The sequence below is a fragment of the Aquabacterium sp. A7-Y genome (assembly GCF_026153205.1).
GTDB lineage: Bacteria > Pseudomonadota > Gammaproteobacteria > Burkholderiales > Burkholderiaceae_C > Caldimonas.
This window is the reverse complement of record NZ_JAPFBW010000002.1, coordinates 222,305-237,256: the sequence shown is the minus strand read 5'-3', so window position 1 is coordinate 237,256 and position 14,952 is coordinate 222,305. Positions and strand designations below refer to the sequence as shown.

General features: G+C 65.4%; 17 protein-coding genes and 1 pseudogene. 7 read left to right on the top strand and 11 right to left on the bottom strand.

The window, feature by feature from the left end; translation table 11 throughout:
• The first annotated feature begins 14 nt into the window (after positions 1-14).
• Entirely contained in the window at positions 15-1,445 is a 1,431-nt protein-coding gene (locus OOT46_RS02935) for a serine hydrolase domain-containing protein (RefSeq protein ID WP_265402081.1), read from the top strand.
• Between the two features lie 200 nt (positions 1,446-1,645).
• Here OOT46_RS02935 and OOT46_RS02930 read toward each other — a convergent pair whose 3' ends face one another.
• The gene (locus tag OOT46_RS02930) at positions 1,646-2,461 is read right to left on the bottom strand and encodes a crotonase/enoyl-CoA hydratase family protein (RefSeq protein WP_265402080.1); all 816 of its coding nucleotides are present in this window, start codon (positions 2,459-2,461) and stop codon (positions 1,646-1,648) included.
• A gap of 165 nt (positions 2,462-2,626) precedes the next feature.
• Between OOT46_RS02930 and OOT46_RS02925 the strand changes: the two genes are divergently transcribed.
• The 3 genes from OOT46_RS02925 to OOT46_RS02915 are packed head-to-tail and all read left to right on the top strand — an operon-like array spanning position 2,627 to position 5,456.
• A complete protein-coding gene (locus tag OOT46_RS02925) occupies positions 2,627-3,580 on the top strand; it encodes a hypothetical protein (protein WP_265402079.1) in 954 nt (317 codons plus the stop codon).
• A gap of 26 nt (positions 3,581-3,606) precedes the next feature.
• On the top strand, positions 3,607-4,425 hold the full coding sequence (locus OOT46_RS02920) for an enoyl-CoA hydratase (protein WP_265402078.1): 819 nt from the start codon (positions 3,607-3,609) through the stop codon (positions 4,423-4,425).
• Positions 4,426-4,472: 47 nt separating this feature from the next.
• Positions 4,473-5,456 (top strand): NAD(P)H-dependent flavin oxidoreductase, encoded by a 984-nt coding sequence (locus tag OOT46_RS02915; RefSeq protein ID WP_265402077.1) that lies wholly within the window; start codon positions 4,473-4,475, stop codon positions 5,454-5,456.
• 38 nt (positions 5,457-5,494) lie between these two features.
• On the opposite strand, the gene OOT46_RS02910 is transcribed toward OOT46_RS02915, so the two are convergent.
• The 7 genes and pseudogenes from OOT46_RS02910 to OOT46_RS02885 form a co-directional block, all read right to left on the bottom strand.
• On the bottom strand, positions 5,495-6,310 hold the full coding sequence (locus OOT46_RS02910; protein ID WP_265402076.1) for a crotonase/enoyl-CoA hydratase family protein: 816 nt from the start codon (positions 6,308-6,310) through the stop codon (positions 5,495-5,497).
• Positions 6,311-6,383: 73 nt separating this feature from the next.
• The gene (locus tag OOT46_RS02905) at positions 6,384-6,680 is read right to left on the bottom strand and encodes a hypothetical protein (protein ID WP_265402075.1); all 297 of its coding nucleotides are present in this window, start codon (positions 6,678-6,680) and stop codon (positions 6,384-6,386) included.
• Positions 6,681-6,875: 195 nt separating this feature from the next.
• Positions 6,876-7,067 (bottom strand): annotated as a pseudogene (locus OOT46_RS30890) (DUF1161 domain-containing protein); the annotation flags it as partial.
• A gap of 405 nt (positions 7,068-7,472) precedes the next feature.
• Positions 7,473-8,360 (bottom strand): YihY family inner membrane protein, encoded by an 888-nt coding sequence (locus OOT46_RS02900; RefSeq protein WP_265402074.1) that lies wholly within the window; start codon positions 8,358-8,360, stop codon positions 7,473-7,475.
• A gap of 372 nt (positions 8,361-8,732) precedes the next feature.
• Positions 8,733-9,278, bottom strand: a complete 546-nt coding sequence (locus tag OOT46_RS02895) for a PEP-CTERM sorting domain-containing protein (RefSeq protein ID WP_265402073.1) — start codon at positions 9,276-9,278, stop codon at positions 8,733-8,735.
• Between the two features lie 348 nt (positions 9,279-9,626).
• Entirely contained in the window at positions 9,627-10,052 is a 426-nt protein-coding gene (locus OOT46_RS02890; RefSeq protein WP_265402072.1) for a hypothetical protein, read from the bottom strand.
• On the bottom strand, positions 10,049-10,354 hold the full coding sequence (locus OOT46_RS02885; RefSeq protein WP_265402071.1) for a hypothetical protein: 306 nt from the start codon (positions 10,352-10,354) through the stop codon (positions 10,049-10,051). The genes OOT46_RS02890 and OOT46_RS02885 overlap by 4 nt, the downstream gene beginning before the upstream one ends.
• An 80-nt stretch (positions 10,355-10,434) precedes the next feature.
• Here OOT46_RS02885 and OOT46_RS02880 point away from each other — a divergent pair, with 80 nt between their 5' ends.
• Positions 10,435-10,899, top strand: a complete 465-nt coding sequence (locus OOT46_RS02880) for a MerR family transcriptional regulator (RefSeq protein ID WP_265402070.1) — start codon at positions 10,435-10,437, stop codon at positions 10,897-10,899.
• A 116-nt stretch (positions 10,900-11,015) separates the two neighbouring features.
• On the opposite strand, the gene OOT46_RS02875 is transcribed toward OOT46_RS02880, so the two are convergent.
• Positions 11,016-11,741 carry an SDR family oxidoreductase gene (locus OOT46_RS02875; RefSeq protein ID WP_265402069.1) on the bottom strand — a complete coding sequence of 242 codons (726 nt, stop codon included), beginning with the start codon at positions 11,739-11,741 and terminating at the stop codon, positions 11,016-11,018.
• A 236-nt stretch (positions 11,742-11,977) separates the two neighbouring features.
• Between OOT46_RS02875 and OOT46_RS02870 the strand changes: the two genes are divergently transcribed.
• Entirely contained in the window at positions 11,978-12,382 is a 405-nt protein-coding gene (locus OOT46_RS02870) for a winged helix-turn-helix transcriptional regulator (protein WP_265402068.1), read from the top strand.
• 3 nt (positions 12,383-12,385) lie between these two features.
• The gene (locus OOT46_RS30885; RefSeq protein WP_416136138.1) at positions 12,386-12,607 is read left to right on the top strand and encodes a SymE family type I addiction module toxin; all 222 of its coding nucleotides are present in this window, start codon (positions 12,386-12,388) and stop codon (positions 12,605-12,607) included.
• 291 nt (positions 12,608-12,898) lie between these two features.
• Here OOT46_RS30885 and OOT46_RS02865 read toward each other — a convergent pair whose 3' ends face one another.
• Positions 12,899-13,693 (bottom strand): class I SAM-dependent methyltransferase, encoded by a 795-nt coding sequence (locus OOT46_RS02865; protein WP_265402067.1) that lies wholly within the window; start codon positions 13,691-13,693, stop codon positions 12,899-12,901.
• Complete coding sequence (locus OOT46_RS02860) at positions 13,690-14,952, bottom strand: extracellular solute-binding protein (RefSeq protein WP_265402066.1); 1,263 nt, start codon at positions 14,950-14,952, stop codon at positions 13,690-13,692. The genes OOT46_RS02865 and OOT46_RS02860 overlap by 4 nt, the downstream gene beginning before the upstream one ends.

Here is a 14,952-nt window from a genome sequence, read left to right as displayed (position 1 = left end):
CGGGAGACATCAGCATGATTGAAGCACCGCGGTTCACGGGCCCCACGATGGGGCGGCGTGGCCGGCGCTGGCTGGGCGTGGCATTCACGGCACTGCTGGGCGCCTGCGCAAGCCTCCAGCCTGGCCGGGCCATCCACATCGCGACCGCGTCGACCAGCCATACCTTGTGTTCCAGCACTTTCGTCTCGGGCCAGGACCCTGACCAGGCCTATCTGGAAGAGATGCGCCCGGAGGCCGGGATGAGCCTGCTGGACTGGGCGCTCCGATACCGCGTCGACCGACAGCGCCGCGAGGTGCATACTTCGGTCGCCGGCCTGTTCGAGAGCCACGCGGTCTTTCGTGACGGCCTCGGCTGCCTGACCGTCCACGGGGATCTGCCCTCGGAACCGGTGGGGTGGGCCGCCGAGCAGCCGGCCCTGCAGCCGGGACGGGACGAGTTCGCGGGCTTGGCGCCGGTGATTGCTCAAGACGAGCGTATACGGGCGGCCATCGACGCGGCCTTCGAAGAGCCCGGGTCGGGGCCCCTCCGGCACACCAAGGCGGTGGTGGTAATGCATCGTGGCCGCATCATTGCGGAACGCTATGCACCCGGCATCAAGGTCGACACGCCGATGCTCGGTCATTCGATGACCAAGTCGGTCCTCCACGCACTGATCGGCATCCTGGTGCGCCAAGGCCACTTGTCGGCGTTCGATCGCGCTCCCGTCGCGCCATGGCGCAGCCCCGGGGACCCGCGCGCCGAGATCACCATCGACCAGTTGCTGCGAATGTCCAGCGGCTTGCCTTGGGACGAGTACGCCGGGGGATGGGACGACGCCACCCGCATGTGGCACCGTGAACGTGACATGTACGGCTTCGCAATCCAAGCTGCGGTCGAAGCGACACCCGGAACCCGCTGGAACTACAGCAACCGCGGCTATATGGTGCTGTCCGGTATCCTGCGGGACGCCACCGGCGGGCGTTCTGAGGACGTCCTGCGCTTCGCCCACCGTGAGTTGTTCGGACCGCTGGGCATGCGTCACGTCACCCTGGAATTCGACGCCGAAGGGACCCCCCTCGGCACCAGCCACCTGTATGCATCGGCCCGGGATTGGGCCCGCTTCGGCCTGCTCTACCTCCGCGACGGCGTGGTGGGCGACCGGCGCATCCTGCCCGAAGGATGGGTCAGCCACGCCGTATCGCCCACCTTGGACACAGGCTACGGCGCCGGTTTCTGGCTCAACCATGTGCGCACCCCCAACCCGATGTCGGGCCGCTGGGGCATGCCGGAGGCGCCGGCGGACGCCTTCTTCGCACGCGGCTACCTCGGCCAGTTCATCGTCGTCGTGCCCAGTCAGGAGCTGGTGGTGGTGCGCCTGGGGGTGACCCATCAACGCGGGGGAGACGTCGCCGGCGTGGGCCAGCTGGTGGGGAAGATCAGCGCAGCGATCACGACGGGCCGGTGACCCAGCGCTGCCGACCTCACAACGGCGTAACGCCGCCGAGCCTTCCACTTGGGCTTGCTGAGCTTCGCCATGTGAGTGCACCCCGGGCACTTGGTGCCCTGGTTGCGCACGTTGGACAGCGTTGCCGGCCAACGTGGCCGCGGTCGCACCTCCACGTCAGTTGGGTCCGCAAACCAAGCCGCACGAAGCGGGCTACCCGCTCACCGACCCTTGAACCGGGCTGCCCGCTTCTCCACAAAGGAGCGCACCCCTTCGGCCCAGTCTTCGCTCGCGAAGATACGCTGGGTGATGGCCGGAAAATCGGCCACCGCCGCAGCAGGCCCTTCTTCCACGGCCTTGATGGCGTTGAGTCGTGTGGCGGTCACCGCCAGCGGCGCCTGCTCGGCAATGCGCTGCGCGATGGCCACGGCTTCATCGAGCACCCGGTCGTTGGGCACCAGCTTCTGCACGAAGTTGAGGCGATAGGCCGTGGCGGCGTCGAACTCGTCACCGGTCAGCAGGTAGAGCATGGCGTTGCCCAGGCCCGCGCGCTCCGACATGCGCAAGGTCGCCCCGCCGCCCGGCATCAGCCCGCGCTGCACTTCCTTCTGGCTGAAGCGGCAGTCCTCGCCGGCCACCACGATGTCCGCCCCCAGCATCAGCTCGATGCCGACGGTGAAGCAGATGCCTTTCACGGCGGCGATCACTGGCTTGGTGCGGCGACGGTAGCCCGGCAGGCCGATATCGTGCGGCTCGACCAGCCCTGGGGGGATGAGCCGCTCGCCGCGCTCGAGATGCGCCTGCACCGAAGGCATGTCGAGGCCGGCGGTGAAATGCTCGCCGAAGGCATGCAGCACGCCCACGCGCAGCTCGGGATCGTCGTCCAGCCGGGTGTAGGCCTCGCCGAGCTGTCGGAACATCTCGGGTGTCCAGCCATTGCGCTTGGCCGGACGGTTGATGCCGATGAGCAGCACGTGGCCGACCACCTGCGTGGCGATGCAGCCGTGGGGAGGAGGAGATGTGGCGTCGAGTTGCATGGGTGGAATGGCTGAATACAGGGAAAACCCTCGGGGCGGCATGCGGCGTGGATCGGCCATCGTCGGACAAGGCGGGCGCCCGCGCTGCCACACGCGCGACAGCACGGCGAGCGCTCAGCCGCTAATCTGTGCGGCTCGCCCGAGAGGCGGCCCGGAGAAAACACCATGACCCCTGCCTTTCCCGACACGACCGCCACGCTGTGCGGCCCGCTGCGCAAGCCGCGGCAGATGCTGGCCGAGCAGACCTACGACGGCCACCTGTCCATCCACGACGACAAGACGGCCGAAGACCTCGGCCTGCGCGCCGGCCCGATCGAAGGCCCCACCCACTTCAGCCAGTTCGACCCGCTGCTGTTCCAAGTCTTCGGCCAGGCCTGGTTCGAGACCGGCTGCATCAGCTCGCATTACCAGAACATGGTCGTCGAGGGCGAAGAGGTGCGTGCCTTCGTGCAACCGCCCGCCGCAGGCGAGCGACTGGCGCGCATCTGGGCGGAAAAGCGCGACGGCACGCCCGTCCTCACCGGCACGGCCTCGATCGGCGACGTGCCCGACAGCGCCCACGAGATACCGCAGCGCATCGCCAAGCTGCGCCCCGCCACGAGCCTGGTGATCAACCGCGACCTGAAGGTGGGCCAGCGTGGCGCGGCGAAAGAGTCCATCGCCATGGACTTCGATCAGCACATGGGTGGGCACTATCCCTTCACGCTGGCGGCCAAGCTCAAGGTCATCACCGAGCCCTCGCCCTGGTACACGCCGGAAGGCGGCGCCGCCTCACCCTGGGGCCGCCCCATCATTCCGTTCGAAATGATCAGCGTGCTGCTGGGCAGCACCATCGACCAGGCGCGCTTGAGCGGGCGCAAGCCCGCGGTGGGCCTGTTTGCCGGTCAGCAGATCCGCCTCGTCAAGGGCCCCTTGTTCGTGGGCCAGCCCTACGAGCTCGAACGCGAGATCGTCGCCCTGAGCGAGAGCGCACGCACCGAATCGGTCTGGGTGCGCACCCAGGTCTTCGAAGCCGGCACGCGCACGCTGGCCGCCGAGATGATCCTCAACGCCGCCACGCTGAAGGCCTCGTACGCCAACTACGACGCCGAAGCGCGCGAACTCGGCTACACCCGTTAAGCCCCCTCCTGCAGGACGCACGCACCATGTCGCAGATCGACACCGGAACCCCCGACCTGCTGGCCTCGTTCGACGAAGGCGTGCTCACGCTCACGATGCACCGGCCAGAGGCACGCAATGCACTGTCGCGCCCGATGCTGCAGGCCCTGCAGCAACAGCTCGTGGCGGCGGAGTTCGATACCGCGGTCCGCTGCATTGTTCTGACCGGCAGCGGCAACGCCTTCTGCGCGGGCGGCGATGTCAAAAGCATGGCCGCGGGCAGCGGCGCTGCGGCCACACGCACCATCGACGAAGCAATTCACCAGCAACGCCACAGCCAGCGCGAGACGGCCGGCCGGCTCTTCAAGATGCCAAAGCCCACGCTGGCCGTGCTGCCCGGTGCGGCCGCCGGCGCCGGCCTGTCGCTCGCACTGTCGTGCGACCTGCGCCTGATGGCCAGCAATGCCTTCATGACCACTGCCTTCGCCAAGGTGGGCTTCGCGGGCGACTACGGCGGCACCTACTTCATGACCCAGCTCATCGGCGCGGCGAAGGCGCGCGAGCTGTACCTGCTGAGCGATCGGGTGTCGGCCGAAGAAGCCCTGCGGCTGGGCCTGGCCAACTGGGTCAGCGAGCCCGAACAGTTGACCGAACGCGCCCGCGAGCTGGCGCAGCGCCTGGCGCGTGGCCCGGCGGTCGCCTACCGCTACATGAAGGAAAACCTCAACCGGGCGATGGCCGGCGAGGTGGACGACTGCCTGGACCTGGAAGCCACCCACCACATCCACTGCGCCGAGACCGAAGACCACCGCAATGCCGCACGTGCCTTCGTCGAAAAGCGCGAGCCGGAGTTCAAGGGCCGCTGACCCCTTGGCGGCAACCCCCTCCCCCTCACTCATCCCATTCGAACGCCATGAAAACCCGCATCACCGAACTCCTGGGCATCGAGCACCCCATCATCCAAGGTGGCATGCACTATGTCGGCCTGGCCGAGCTGGCCGCGGCCGTATCGAATGCGGGAGGGCTGGGCATCATCACCGGCCTCACACAGCGCACGCCCGAGCTGCTGGCCAAGGAAATCGCCCGCTGCCGCGAGATGACCGACAAGCCCTTTGGCGTGAACCTCACCTTTCTGCCCTCGGTCACCCCGCCCGACTACCCGGGTTACGTCAAGGCCATCATCGAGGGCGGCGTCAAGGTGGTCGAGACCGCGGGCAACAACCCGCAGAAGTGGTTGCCCGCGCTGAAGGAAGCCGGCATCAAGGTCATCCACAAATGCACCGCGGTGCGCCATGCCTTGAAGGCCGAGGCCATCGGCTGTGATGCCGTCAGCGTGGACGGCTTCGAATGCGGCGGCCATCCGGGCGAGGACGACGTGCCCAACTTCATCCTGCTGCCGCGCGCAGCGGAAGCGCTGAAAATACCCTTCGTTGCCTCGGGTGGCATGGCCGACGGCCGCTCGCTGGTGGCCGCGCTCGCGCTCGGCGCGGAAGGCATGAACATGGGCACGCGCTTCATCGCCACCCAGGAGGCGCCGGTGCACCAGAACGTCAAGCAGGCCATCGTGGCCGCCAGCGAGCTCGATACCCGCCTCGTGATGCGCTCGTTGCGCAACACCGAGCGCGTGCTCAACAACGCCGCCGTCGAACGCCTGATCGAGAAAGAACGGGCCCTCGGCGCGAACATCAAGTTCGAGGACATCCTGCCCGAAGTGGCCGGCGTCTACCCACGCATCATGCAGGAAGGTGCGATGGATGCCGGGGCCTGGTCCTGCGGCATGGTGGCCGGGCTGATCACCGACGTGCCCACGGTGAAGGACCTGATCGATCGCATCATGGCGCAGGCGCACGAGATCATTGCGCAGCGCTTGGCCCGCATGGGCGCTGGGCGGGTGTGAATGACCGGGCGCGCGTGAGCGGCCGCCCGTCCACGTGCTCACCGAAACCGCGGCACCCGCTTCTCCAGCCCCGCCAGCGCGGCCTCCCGCTGGTTCGGACTGCCGATCAAGGCCTGCTGCTCGCGGGCCTCGGCCAGCAGCACCTCGCTGGCATCCACCGGTGATGCGCCATTGAGCAGGCGCTTGGCGGCGCGGATCGCATCGGGGCTCAGCGCGGCGATCTCCGCGGCCAGTTCGCGGGCCTGGGCCAGCGGATCGGCGGCGACGCGGGTCGCCAGACCCAGCGCCTGGGCCTCGGTGCCGGAGACGATGCGACCGGTGAAGGTGAGTTCGCGCAGCACATCGGCACGCAGCAGCTCGGTCATGAAGACACAACCGGACATGTCCGGAACCAGGCCCCACTTGACTTCCATCACCGACAGCTTCGCCTCGGGATGAACGACGCGGATGTCGGCACCGAGCGCGATCTGCAGACCGCCGCCAAAAGCCACGCCGTGCACCGCGGCAATCACCGGCACCGGCAGCTGACGCCAGCCCCAGCCGACATGCTGAGCGGCGTTCGCCAGCCCGTGAGTGCGTGCGACCAGATCACTGCCGAGCGAGCCCGCCGTCTGGCCTTCGCCCATCTGCTGGAAGCGGCTCATGTCCAGGCCGGCGCAGAAGCCGCGACCCTCCCCGTGCAGCACCACGACCCGAACCCCCGCGTCGTCACGAAGCCGCGCAATGGCGTCGTTGATTGCGTTGAACATCGCCGGATCGATGGCGTTCATCTTGTCCACGCGCATCAGTGCCACCTCGGCAATGCCGCGGTCGTCCACGCTCACGCGAACCCGTTGGTCGGGAGAGTCAGTCATGCCATCACCTGCGAAGTCGAAGACAGGCGATTTTGGCGGAACTTGGAGAGGGCCGCAGGGAGGATGGCCGGACCTAAAGCCGGGGCCCCCGAGGCAGACCCGCTGCGTCGTAGGTCCGGTGGTGGTCCAGCCAGGCCCACGCCCCCAGCCCGAGCGGCAGCAGAACCAGCGCCAGCAGCCATTGCCAGTAGGCGACCGCGAACCGCGACGTCCTTTCCACCAGGGAAGGCTGCTCCCCAGCGGCGCCGACGACCGCCATCGGCTGCAGCGGCAGCGCGGCGTCGGCAGCGCGGGCATCGATGGCCGCCACCACATCGACCGAACGCTTGGGCGCGGAAATGGCGGGTGCGCTGTCGATCGGAGGCAGCACGGAAGCTGGCAAAGCTGCCGCAGTTGACGCGGAGGCCGGCTCGCCGACGGCAAGGGCTTGCACCGGCAACAGCGGCTTGGGCTTCGGCTGCACCACGGCAGGTGAGGGCGGGGGGGGCGCCGGTGCAGGTGCTGGCTCAGCCTTGCGCAAGTTCGCGGACGCCGACGCAGCAGCAGCAGCGCCTCTGATGAACAGTATCTTCTTGGCACCGCCTTCGCATGTCCCGATGACCTTCACGCCTCGCGGCACGGGCGTGCTGGCGGGCACCGCTTCCAAGGTATAGCTGCGGGGATCGGCACGCAGACGCCCAGCCAGGCTGCCTTTCAGCTGATCGCACGCACTCTGTGCCTGCGCGCCGACGGATGCCAACAAGGAGGCCGCTCCCATCAGCGTGGGCAGGACCACCCGGGCGACTCGACCCGGCCAGCCAGTGCGGGCGCCTGCGCAAGCAAGGTCACTGCCGCGGTGATGGATGAGCCTCTCTACTGCCATTCTGACTGCCTCCTCTGGGCCTACATTGTGGCCGCCGGGGCCAGGGCTTGTCTTCGGACGCCTCCCCTAGAACAGGGGGCGAAAACACGGGCTTGCGAGCGGGTGCCGGGACCGCTTGCCCTGGCGGCTCGGGCCTGGGGGTCAATACATCGCCGAAAAGTAAGTGGCCACCTGATGGCGCAGTCGCTTCAAAGGTGCTGATGCCAGGCTTCGTTTTCGGAGCGCGTCGCCTCTTAGGTGCTGACGACGCGACCTGTTTTGAACGACCCGAGCGGCGATTGTTTGCCATCAATATCTGCCTCAGGCGCGTGATGAGCGGGGACGATTGACAGACGCGACGCGAGCGCGGGATGTATTGGCTTTCCTGAGCCGTGAGGACGGGGCTTTCTGCCGGGGTATCGGGCGACCCAAGTTCGCCGCGATGAGTGCCGAGGTCAGCGTCACGAACCAGGAGAAATACACCCACAGCAAGAAGACAGGAAAGACGGCGAACGCTCCATACACGGCCTTGTAGGTTGGCATCTTGAGCACGTAGCCCGCCAAACCTTGCTTGCCCAACTCGAAGGCCATGCTAGCGATCAAGCCTCCCGCGATCGCGTCGCGCCGCCGCACCCGGGTGTTCGGCATGAAGTAGAACAAGGCGGTCAACCCCGCCACGCCGAGCGCCACGGGCCCCAGATTCAGTACGAACTTGGCCCATGGCGGTGGGGGTCCCATCCACCCCATCGATACGCCCAACAGGTAGGACGTGGCCCACAGGCTGGCCCCCAGCACCGGCGGCCCCACAGCCAACATCAACAAATACAAGCCGACGCGCTTGAAGATCGGACGTGCTCTGTTGACCTTCCAGATCTGGTTGAGGGCATTCTCCACAGTGAGCAGCATGGCGATCGCCGTCACCAATACGAACACCGAGCCGACCCAGGTCAGGCCACTCGCATTCTCGGCAAACTGCCTCAGATGCTTGAGAACTGTGCGCGAGATGTCCGCAGGAAGCAGGCTCTGCAACAGGTGCTCTTCGATCGCTCTTTCGAATCGCGAGAAGATCGGGAAGCGCGTAAACAGCGCGAAGCTCACGGCCAGAAAAGGCACGACGGACAACACCGACGTGAAAGTGAGGCTGCCGGCGACCTGAGCGAGGCGCTCTTCTCTGGCGCGGCGAAGCGTGAGTCGAATCAGGCTGGACATGCGTCACTCCAAACCGGCGCGCTTGCCGCAGCTCGACCTGTCAAGTTGCAGCAGAGCGATCGTGACATTCGCACGAGAGGCTCGAAGGGTTGGAAGTTGTGCTCCAACGACCTCAACGGTTCAGCCTGCCGATGAAGGCAGGTACGTCACTCGCTGCATTGGACCAGACCGGCCGAAGTGCAGGCTGATGATTCCCCGCTGGCACAGGCCCTTGAAAGGCTCAAACAACTTCGAGCGCTGTACAGCAAGCTGAATGGGTCGGGGGGAGCATCGAGAGGCAGGTTGTCCGGTCCCGCATCGAAGCTCTCGGGAGGCGACCGCACAAGGGCGGCAACCGCCTCCTTCCCCGGGTCTGGGAGCACTTTCAGTGCGTCACACAGCGGTGGCGGTCCGACGACGGCGCTGGGCCCAGGCCAGGAGGGTCAAGCCGCCTGCCATCAGCGCATACGTTTCGGGTTCCGGGACCGGTGCAACCTCGAACGCGATCTCGTTGAAGCCCTCTTCCCAAGCCCAGCCACCCGTCGAGCGCAGGCGAACAAAAGAACCGGTGGTCGGTGCAAGCTCGAACACCTGCGCGTAGTTCCCTACTTCTTCTCCCCACTCGTCCACCGCGGGCTGCTGGACGGCGGTGAAGTTGCCAAGCAACTTGGCGTCGGTGAACGACGCGTCATCGGATACCAGCACGTCGAAGCTGTCAAAGCCGTAGCTGCCCAGCATATTCCAGAACGCGATCGACTCGATGCGCCAGGTTCCGCCGAGATCGAAGTCGAGGATGGCAGTCTGAGGGCCTGAGATCACGTCGGACTGGCTCCACCAAACAGACGCCTCACCGTCGCGAGCAAAAGGCCGATTGGCGACATAGGCGTCAAAATCGTCTACGCCCGAGTTGTACCAGGGGATGCCGCTCTGATCGATCAAGGGAGTCGGATCTTTCCCCCACCCGCTAACGACATCGACCCATCTCGGTTGAAGAATTACTCCCGCTTGGGTGGCCGTGGCGACACCGGCCAGAAGACAGGAAACGAAAAAGGAACGCACGACAAAGCTCCTGAGATTTGTAAGCCGTTTGCCAGGCCTTTCCCCTGCGCTCGGCCCGGTCACGGATTCGCAGTTGACCCTCGTCGAGCGACTCGATCGGATGTGGGATTGGCGGCAGCGTGAGGCACAGACATTCAAAAGTATCGGGAGCAACACGGACCGTGGGTGCAAGCTTCTGAAACCGCGATGCAGCACAGCAACAGTGGCCGGTCGTCGATTGATATGTGATCAAACGCCCGCAGTGCTGTACCGATTGGTCTGCGGGGCTGTGAGGAGCCGCCTCTTGGGCGAGCCGAGTTCTGGCGGTACGGGCGCTCCCCGCGAGATCGCAGTCGCGGCCTCCAGCCCGGCATGGATGGCGGCTTTCCCGCCCCAAGCACTGTCTCGCAGCCTCAAGCAGAGCACGCTGTCAGGCGAACGTTGGAGGGCAAAGTCGATCCATGGGCAGCACACCGACTCGCGCTCCACCCACCGTGCCCGGTCCACGAGGCGCCCTCGTTCTGCCGTGAAGCGAAGCTCGAACCGGTCATCGAGCTCGACGAGTTCGGAACGCTCGCGCATGAGGAGGTCGACCGAAGCGGCGAGTTGCGCTTTCCGGTCTTCGTCGGATAGGTCACGCAGGTCGCAGGCAAGGGCAGGCGCTGTCTCGGTCATTGCGGCCTCCCGCAGAGCTTCGCCTCGGTGCCGCAGGAGGTCTGGCATCCGCAGCTGGGTGCGGCTGGCCTCCGCCCCAGCCATGCCCACGCCGCCATGCCGCTCAGGAGTGAGAGCGCGAGGCCGCCACAGACGACAACATCCAACGGCAGCCCAAACAGCACGCCTCCACCGATGGCACCGGCACCGAGCAGACCGGCTGCAGACAAGGCGGGCAGGACCAGAGGCGCGCAGCAGGCGGCGCAGGCGGCGACAACGCCCAACACGGCAAGACGTTTTTTCATCACGAGACCTTTCTTCATCAGCGGTTTGATCCGAGGGGATCTTTCCCTGTAGAGTCGACTCTAGAACCTCAAGTGGCTTGAGATACAAGGGGTGGATGATGAAAATCTCGGAACACGACGGACAGGTGACGATCGGCGTGCTGGCGGAGCGCACGGGCGTGAACGTGCCCACCATCCGCTACTACGAGGAGATCGGCCTGATCCCCCCCGCACGGCGCCGGCCGAGCGGGCACCGCGTCTACGACACGGCCGCCCATGAGCTGCTCACCTTCATCCGCAGTTGCCGCGACTTCGGTTTTTCGGTGGAGCAGGTGCGGGCGCTGGTGTCGCTGACGACCAGCACCGAGCGGGATTGCGTGGAGGCGCGCGACATCGCGCAGCGCCATTTGGACGAGGTCCGCAACAAGCTGACGGAGCTGCGGGCATTGGAGCGCAGCTTGAGCCGCTTCGTCACGTCGTGCAATACGGAATGTGCCGGCGGGCCGGCCGCCCGATGCACCATCTTCAAGGACCTGGGCCGCGCTGTGGTGGCGACCTCCGCGTCGCCGAGCTGCTGCGGCTGACGTGGCCGGCGCTCGGGCGCCTATGGCTCAACCTGGCTGGAACATGATGCTGCCCAGGCCAAGCAGCGCGACGGCGACGCCGGCACGCCATCGCCCGCTCGATGGAATGCAGATGCTCAACGCGGCACTGTGACCGTCGACAGCCCACCGTCCACCGGCAGCTCGACACCCGTCGTGAACGTGGCGTCGAAACCCAGGAAGAGCGCCGCTCGTGCCACCTCGTTCATCTTGCCGTGGCGCTGCATCGGCGTGATCGCATCGCCAAGTGCCGCAACCTCCGCTCGTTGCGAAGGGCTGAGCCCCGCAAGGCCGAGCGTCGGAGTGTCGATGAAGCCCGGCGCCACCGCGTTGACCCGGATACGCCGGGGCAGCAGCTCGGTGGCAAACGAGCGCACAAAGGCCGTCACGGCGGCCTTCGTTCCCAGATAGACCGACATGCCGGGGTTGGCCGGCGCCGGCGTCACTGTCGTCATCGTGATCGAGCCTCCGTCGGCAATATACGGCGCCAGCCGCTGCACGGTGAAGAATGCGCCTTTGGTGTTGATGCCAAAGTGCCGGTCGTAGCTGTCCTCGCGGACGTGGTCGAACGGCTCGAAGGCAGCGATTGCAGCGAACACGAACAGGGCATCGACCGGCGCAAGGGACTCGCTCACGCGATGTGCGAGCACGTCGATCTCCGCGAGGCTGGCGACGTCTGAACGCAGGACCGTCGCCCTCCCTGCAAGCTCGGCCTGCGCCCTGTCGACGTTTTCCTGGTTGTGCCCCGTGATCAGCACGCGGGCGCCCGCCCCCGCCAGGATCTCTGCCGTCGCGCGGCCCATGCCGTGGGTGCCGCCGATCACGACGACGTTCTTGCCTGCGTATGTATTCACAAAGTCCCCATGTTGAGATGGCCCAGCAGAGACACTCTGCAACCGTCCGACGCATCCTTCCAGCTGACCAGGACTCGGAGCGGCGGTTGATCGATACTGCCTTCACCGGGCGCGGGTTGAAGGTGCCCGCATGATCGGAGCCATTCCCTTGTGCATCAAGTACTTACGTCGATGTAAGCACCTTGCACCCCCGATACGGAGAGAACATGAAACAGCCAGACCGGACAACACCTGAGTGCGGCTTGAACCGCGCCCTGGCGGTCATCAAGGGAAAGTGGAAGCCGACCATCATTTGGGAGCTGCACGAGCGCCCAATCCGCTTCGGTGAACTCAAGCGCCGCTTGCCGGGCATTGCGGAGAAGGTCTTGTTCGAGCAACTGCGCCAACTGGAAGTTGACGGCATCGTGCACCGCGAGGTGTATGACGAGTTGCCTGCGCGCGTCGAGTACTCGCTGACGACGTTTGGTGCGGGGCTGAACGCCGCGGTGCATGAACTCGCGGAGTGGGGAAAGCGCCTGCCTTCGCCCACCGCGCCGGTGGAGCGCCCACCGCCGCCCGAAGGCGTCATCCGGGTGTTGCGCGGCGTGCGCCTCCACGATCCGGCGTCCTGAGCATTGCCCACAACATCGCTTCGACGATACGAACGCTTCATTACCGTCTCGTCGATGTTCAGAACTCATGAGCGAGCCGGACCGAGCCCTCGACCGCACGTCGTCGAAACCCAGGTTCCATCGATTCTTTTGCAGGGGAAGTGGCTTAAAGCTGCCGGCTGCGATCCTCAGATGAAAGTCAGAGTGCGGGTCATGGCCGGATGCTTGGTGCTGAGGACGGATTAGGAGGGAAAGCGGCGCACGGATAGCGCCCTTCCCATCGCTCAGTTCGTGACTGTCAAACAGCTCCGCGACGCTCCTCGGATGGCGTCATTGCACCTAGCGGTCTGTGTGTTCACTGTCCAGCTTTTGCGGGTCAGTTCAGATTCTTGGTGGACACCATCCTGAAGCCACGTCTCGGTCCGTTCAAGGTGGAATGCCACGCTACTTACCGGAGCAAGTAGGCGTGCCACCGGTATTGCCGCGGTCGCGGGCGACCAGGACGTACATGAGAAGTCGATCGTTGCTGGCCTTACGTCAGGTTCGCGCGAACCTGATGTGCACGATGCGGTTGTGCCAATACCGCGCGAACGGCGGAAACGACACCCACCACCACCAGCCGCGCCAACGTGCGCGGCAGAAGCTGCCTTTTACCCAGTCATGCAGCAACTCGATGCCTTTCCAGGCCGTCAACTCCTTGCCGGACTCTACCCCCCAGTAGAGCTTCGCGCTTTTGAACTTGTCGTTGGCATCCCGATGATTGCGTGCGACGATCAACCTCGTGGTCGTTTGCAACAGCATCTCGGCGCCAGGGAAGGTGCGCGCGAGCTTCTCCATCAGCTGCTTGACCTGCTCCTCGGGAAAGTATGGCAGGACGCCCTCCGCGATGAGCAACAGCGGTCCACCTCGGTAATCGATGGCCTCGAACCAGCGGTCGTCGAAGACGGAACACTCAATCATGCGATTCCGATCGCTGTCCTGGAAGAAGCGGCGCCGCAGGGCAATCGTTTCGGGAACGTCCAGGTCGAACCAGCGGACGAGTTGGTTGTCCAGCCGCGCGAACCTTGTGTCGAGGCCCGCACCGATATTCACGACGTGGCCGGCGGGGTGTCGCGAGAGGAAGTCTTGCACGGCGTGGTCCAGCAACATCGTTCGGATCGCCACCTTGAGCTGCAGGCGCCAGTTGCCCTCAAACTTCGAGAAGTCGTAGTCGAGGGACTCGACCATCTCGATCGAGCGTGGATCGCGGATCAGACCATCCGGCATGGCGGTCTCCGCGGCTCTTGCCCACAAGGGCATCACCAAAGTCTCAGGAACTCCCGTGAGTTTCATACACGCCTTTCATCTTCTTCTTGCTCTCGTGCCACGATCGCCGCCACTGAGCGGGTGGCGGCTTGCATTGCCTCGTTTGGATCACCGCCTGAGCTGATTTGCTGCACCGCTCCCATGATGGTCGAAGCCATGGCGTCCCACGCCCGGTGCTCCACGAGCGTCGAGTGAGCGCGCCGCAACGACTCCACTGTCACCCGGTGGAGTTCAGAATTCAGGACGCGGGAGTAGCTCTCGCTCTGCCATGTCGAGCGTCGTATGGCGCCGGCTGTGTATGTGCTGATCCGTGCGTCAGCAGCCTTGCTGCTCATGTGCTGGATGTAGCGCCAGGCTGCGTCTTTGCGCGTGGAATTCTTGGCTAGCAACCACCCCAGTTCCCAGTGCCCTGTCCACGAGTTGCCGGAGTGCTCGGCCGGCGGGAGCAGGGCATATCCGGTGTGGCCGGCGACGTTCGAACCCGTGGCCTCAAAGTACACGGTGAACTGAGTCGCGTCGATGAAGAACAGAACCTTGCCTTGCTGGAACAGCTTCGCAGCCCGGTCCCAATTGATCTGAAGCGCGTCCGGCGGCCCGCTTCGCAGCAGTTGCGAGTAGTGCGTGATACCGCGCGCGATGGCCGGGTTGCCCAGGCTTGGTTTGCTCCATGCCCTGTCGAACCAGACGTTGCCCGGTCGCTCGACAACATCGCGGCACACCGAGTTGTAGACAACGCCGGCGACGGTGTCGATGGGCCCTGCACCCTTGACCCCACGCACTACTGCTCCATAGACCTCGCCGTGTCCGGCGGCCGTCACTTCTCGCGCGGCATGGACCAACTCGTCCATCGTCTGCGGCAGTCGGCCGCCCAAGTACCGGGCGAGCAGCTTCTTGTTGTAGATGAGGATGTACGACTCGAAGAGCAGCGGGATGCCGTAGGACTCGCCGCGGTAGCGCGCGGATTGCATGAGTTCCGGCTCGATGTCATCAACATCGTAGTCGGGTGTATTGCGCCGCGTCTCCGCGATATACGGATCGAGGCATTCCAGCAGCCCCTCTGAAAACAGTGCATAGCTCGTGTGATTGAACGGCTGGAGCCAGACGTCAATCTGGCTCGGTTGCTGCCTGATTGCCGACGCGATCGCATGCGGCGCTGCACTCGCTTCGATGCGCTCGAGGTGGACCTTGATGCCGAACTCCCGCTCAAACTCCGCAGTGAGCTCCTCGACACCCTGAAAGATCTCGAACAAGGGGTAGCGGGGAACGGCGACAGTGATCGCTTGCAT

Coding starts and splice junctions, on each gene's coding strand:
- OOT46_RS02935 (WP_265402081.1), top strand. CDS start 15: ATGATTGAAGCACCGCGGTTCACGGGCCCCACGATGGGGCGGCGTGGC.
- OOT46_RS02930 (WP_265402080.1), bottom strand. CDS start 2,461: ATGCAACTCGACGCCACATCTCCTCCTCCCCACGGCTGCATCGCCACG.
- OOT46_RS02925 (WP_265402079.1), top strand. CDS start 2,627: ATGACCCCTGCCTTTCCCGACACGACCGCCACGCTGTGCGGCCCGCTG.
- OOT46_RS02920 (WP_265402078.1), top strand. CDS start 3,607: ATGTCGCAGATCGACACCGGAACCCCCGACCTGCTGGCCTCGTTCGAC.
- OOT46_RS02915 (WP_265402077.1), top strand. CDS start 4,473: ATGAAAACCCGCATCACCGAACTCCTGGGCATCGAGCACCCCATCATC.
- OOT46_RS02910 (WP_265402076.1), bottom strand. CDS start 6,310: ATGACTGACTCTCCCGACCAACGGGTTCGCGTGAGCGTGGACGACCGC.
- OOT46_RS02900 (WP_265402074.1), bottom strand. CDS start 8,360: ATGTCCAGCCTGATTCGACTCACGCTTCGCCGCGCCAGAGAAGAGCGC.
- OOT46_RS02890 (WP_265402072.1), bottom strand. CDS start 10,052: ATGACCGAGACAGCGCCTGCCCTTGCCTGCGACCTGCGTGACCTATCC.
- OOT46_RS02885 (WP_265402071.1), bottom strand. CDS start 10,354: ATGAAGAAAGGTCTCGTGATGAAAAAACGTCTTGCCGTGTTGGGCGTT.
- OOT46_RS02880 (WP_265402070.1), top strand. CDS start 10,435: ATGAAAATCTCGGAACACGACGGACAGGTGACGATCGGCGTGCTGGCG.
- OOT46_RS02870 (WP_265402068.1), top strand. CDS start 11,978: ATGAAACAGCCAGACCGGACAACACCTGAGTGCGGCTTGAACCGCGCC.
- OOT46_RS02865 (WP_265402067.1), bottom strand. CDS start 13,693: ATGAAACTCACGGGAGTTCCTGAGACTTTGGTGATGCCCTTGTGGGCA.
- OOT46_RS02860 (WP_265402066.1), bottom strand. CDS start 14,952: ATGCAAGCGATCACTGTCGCCGTTCCCCGCTACCCCTTGTTCGAGATC.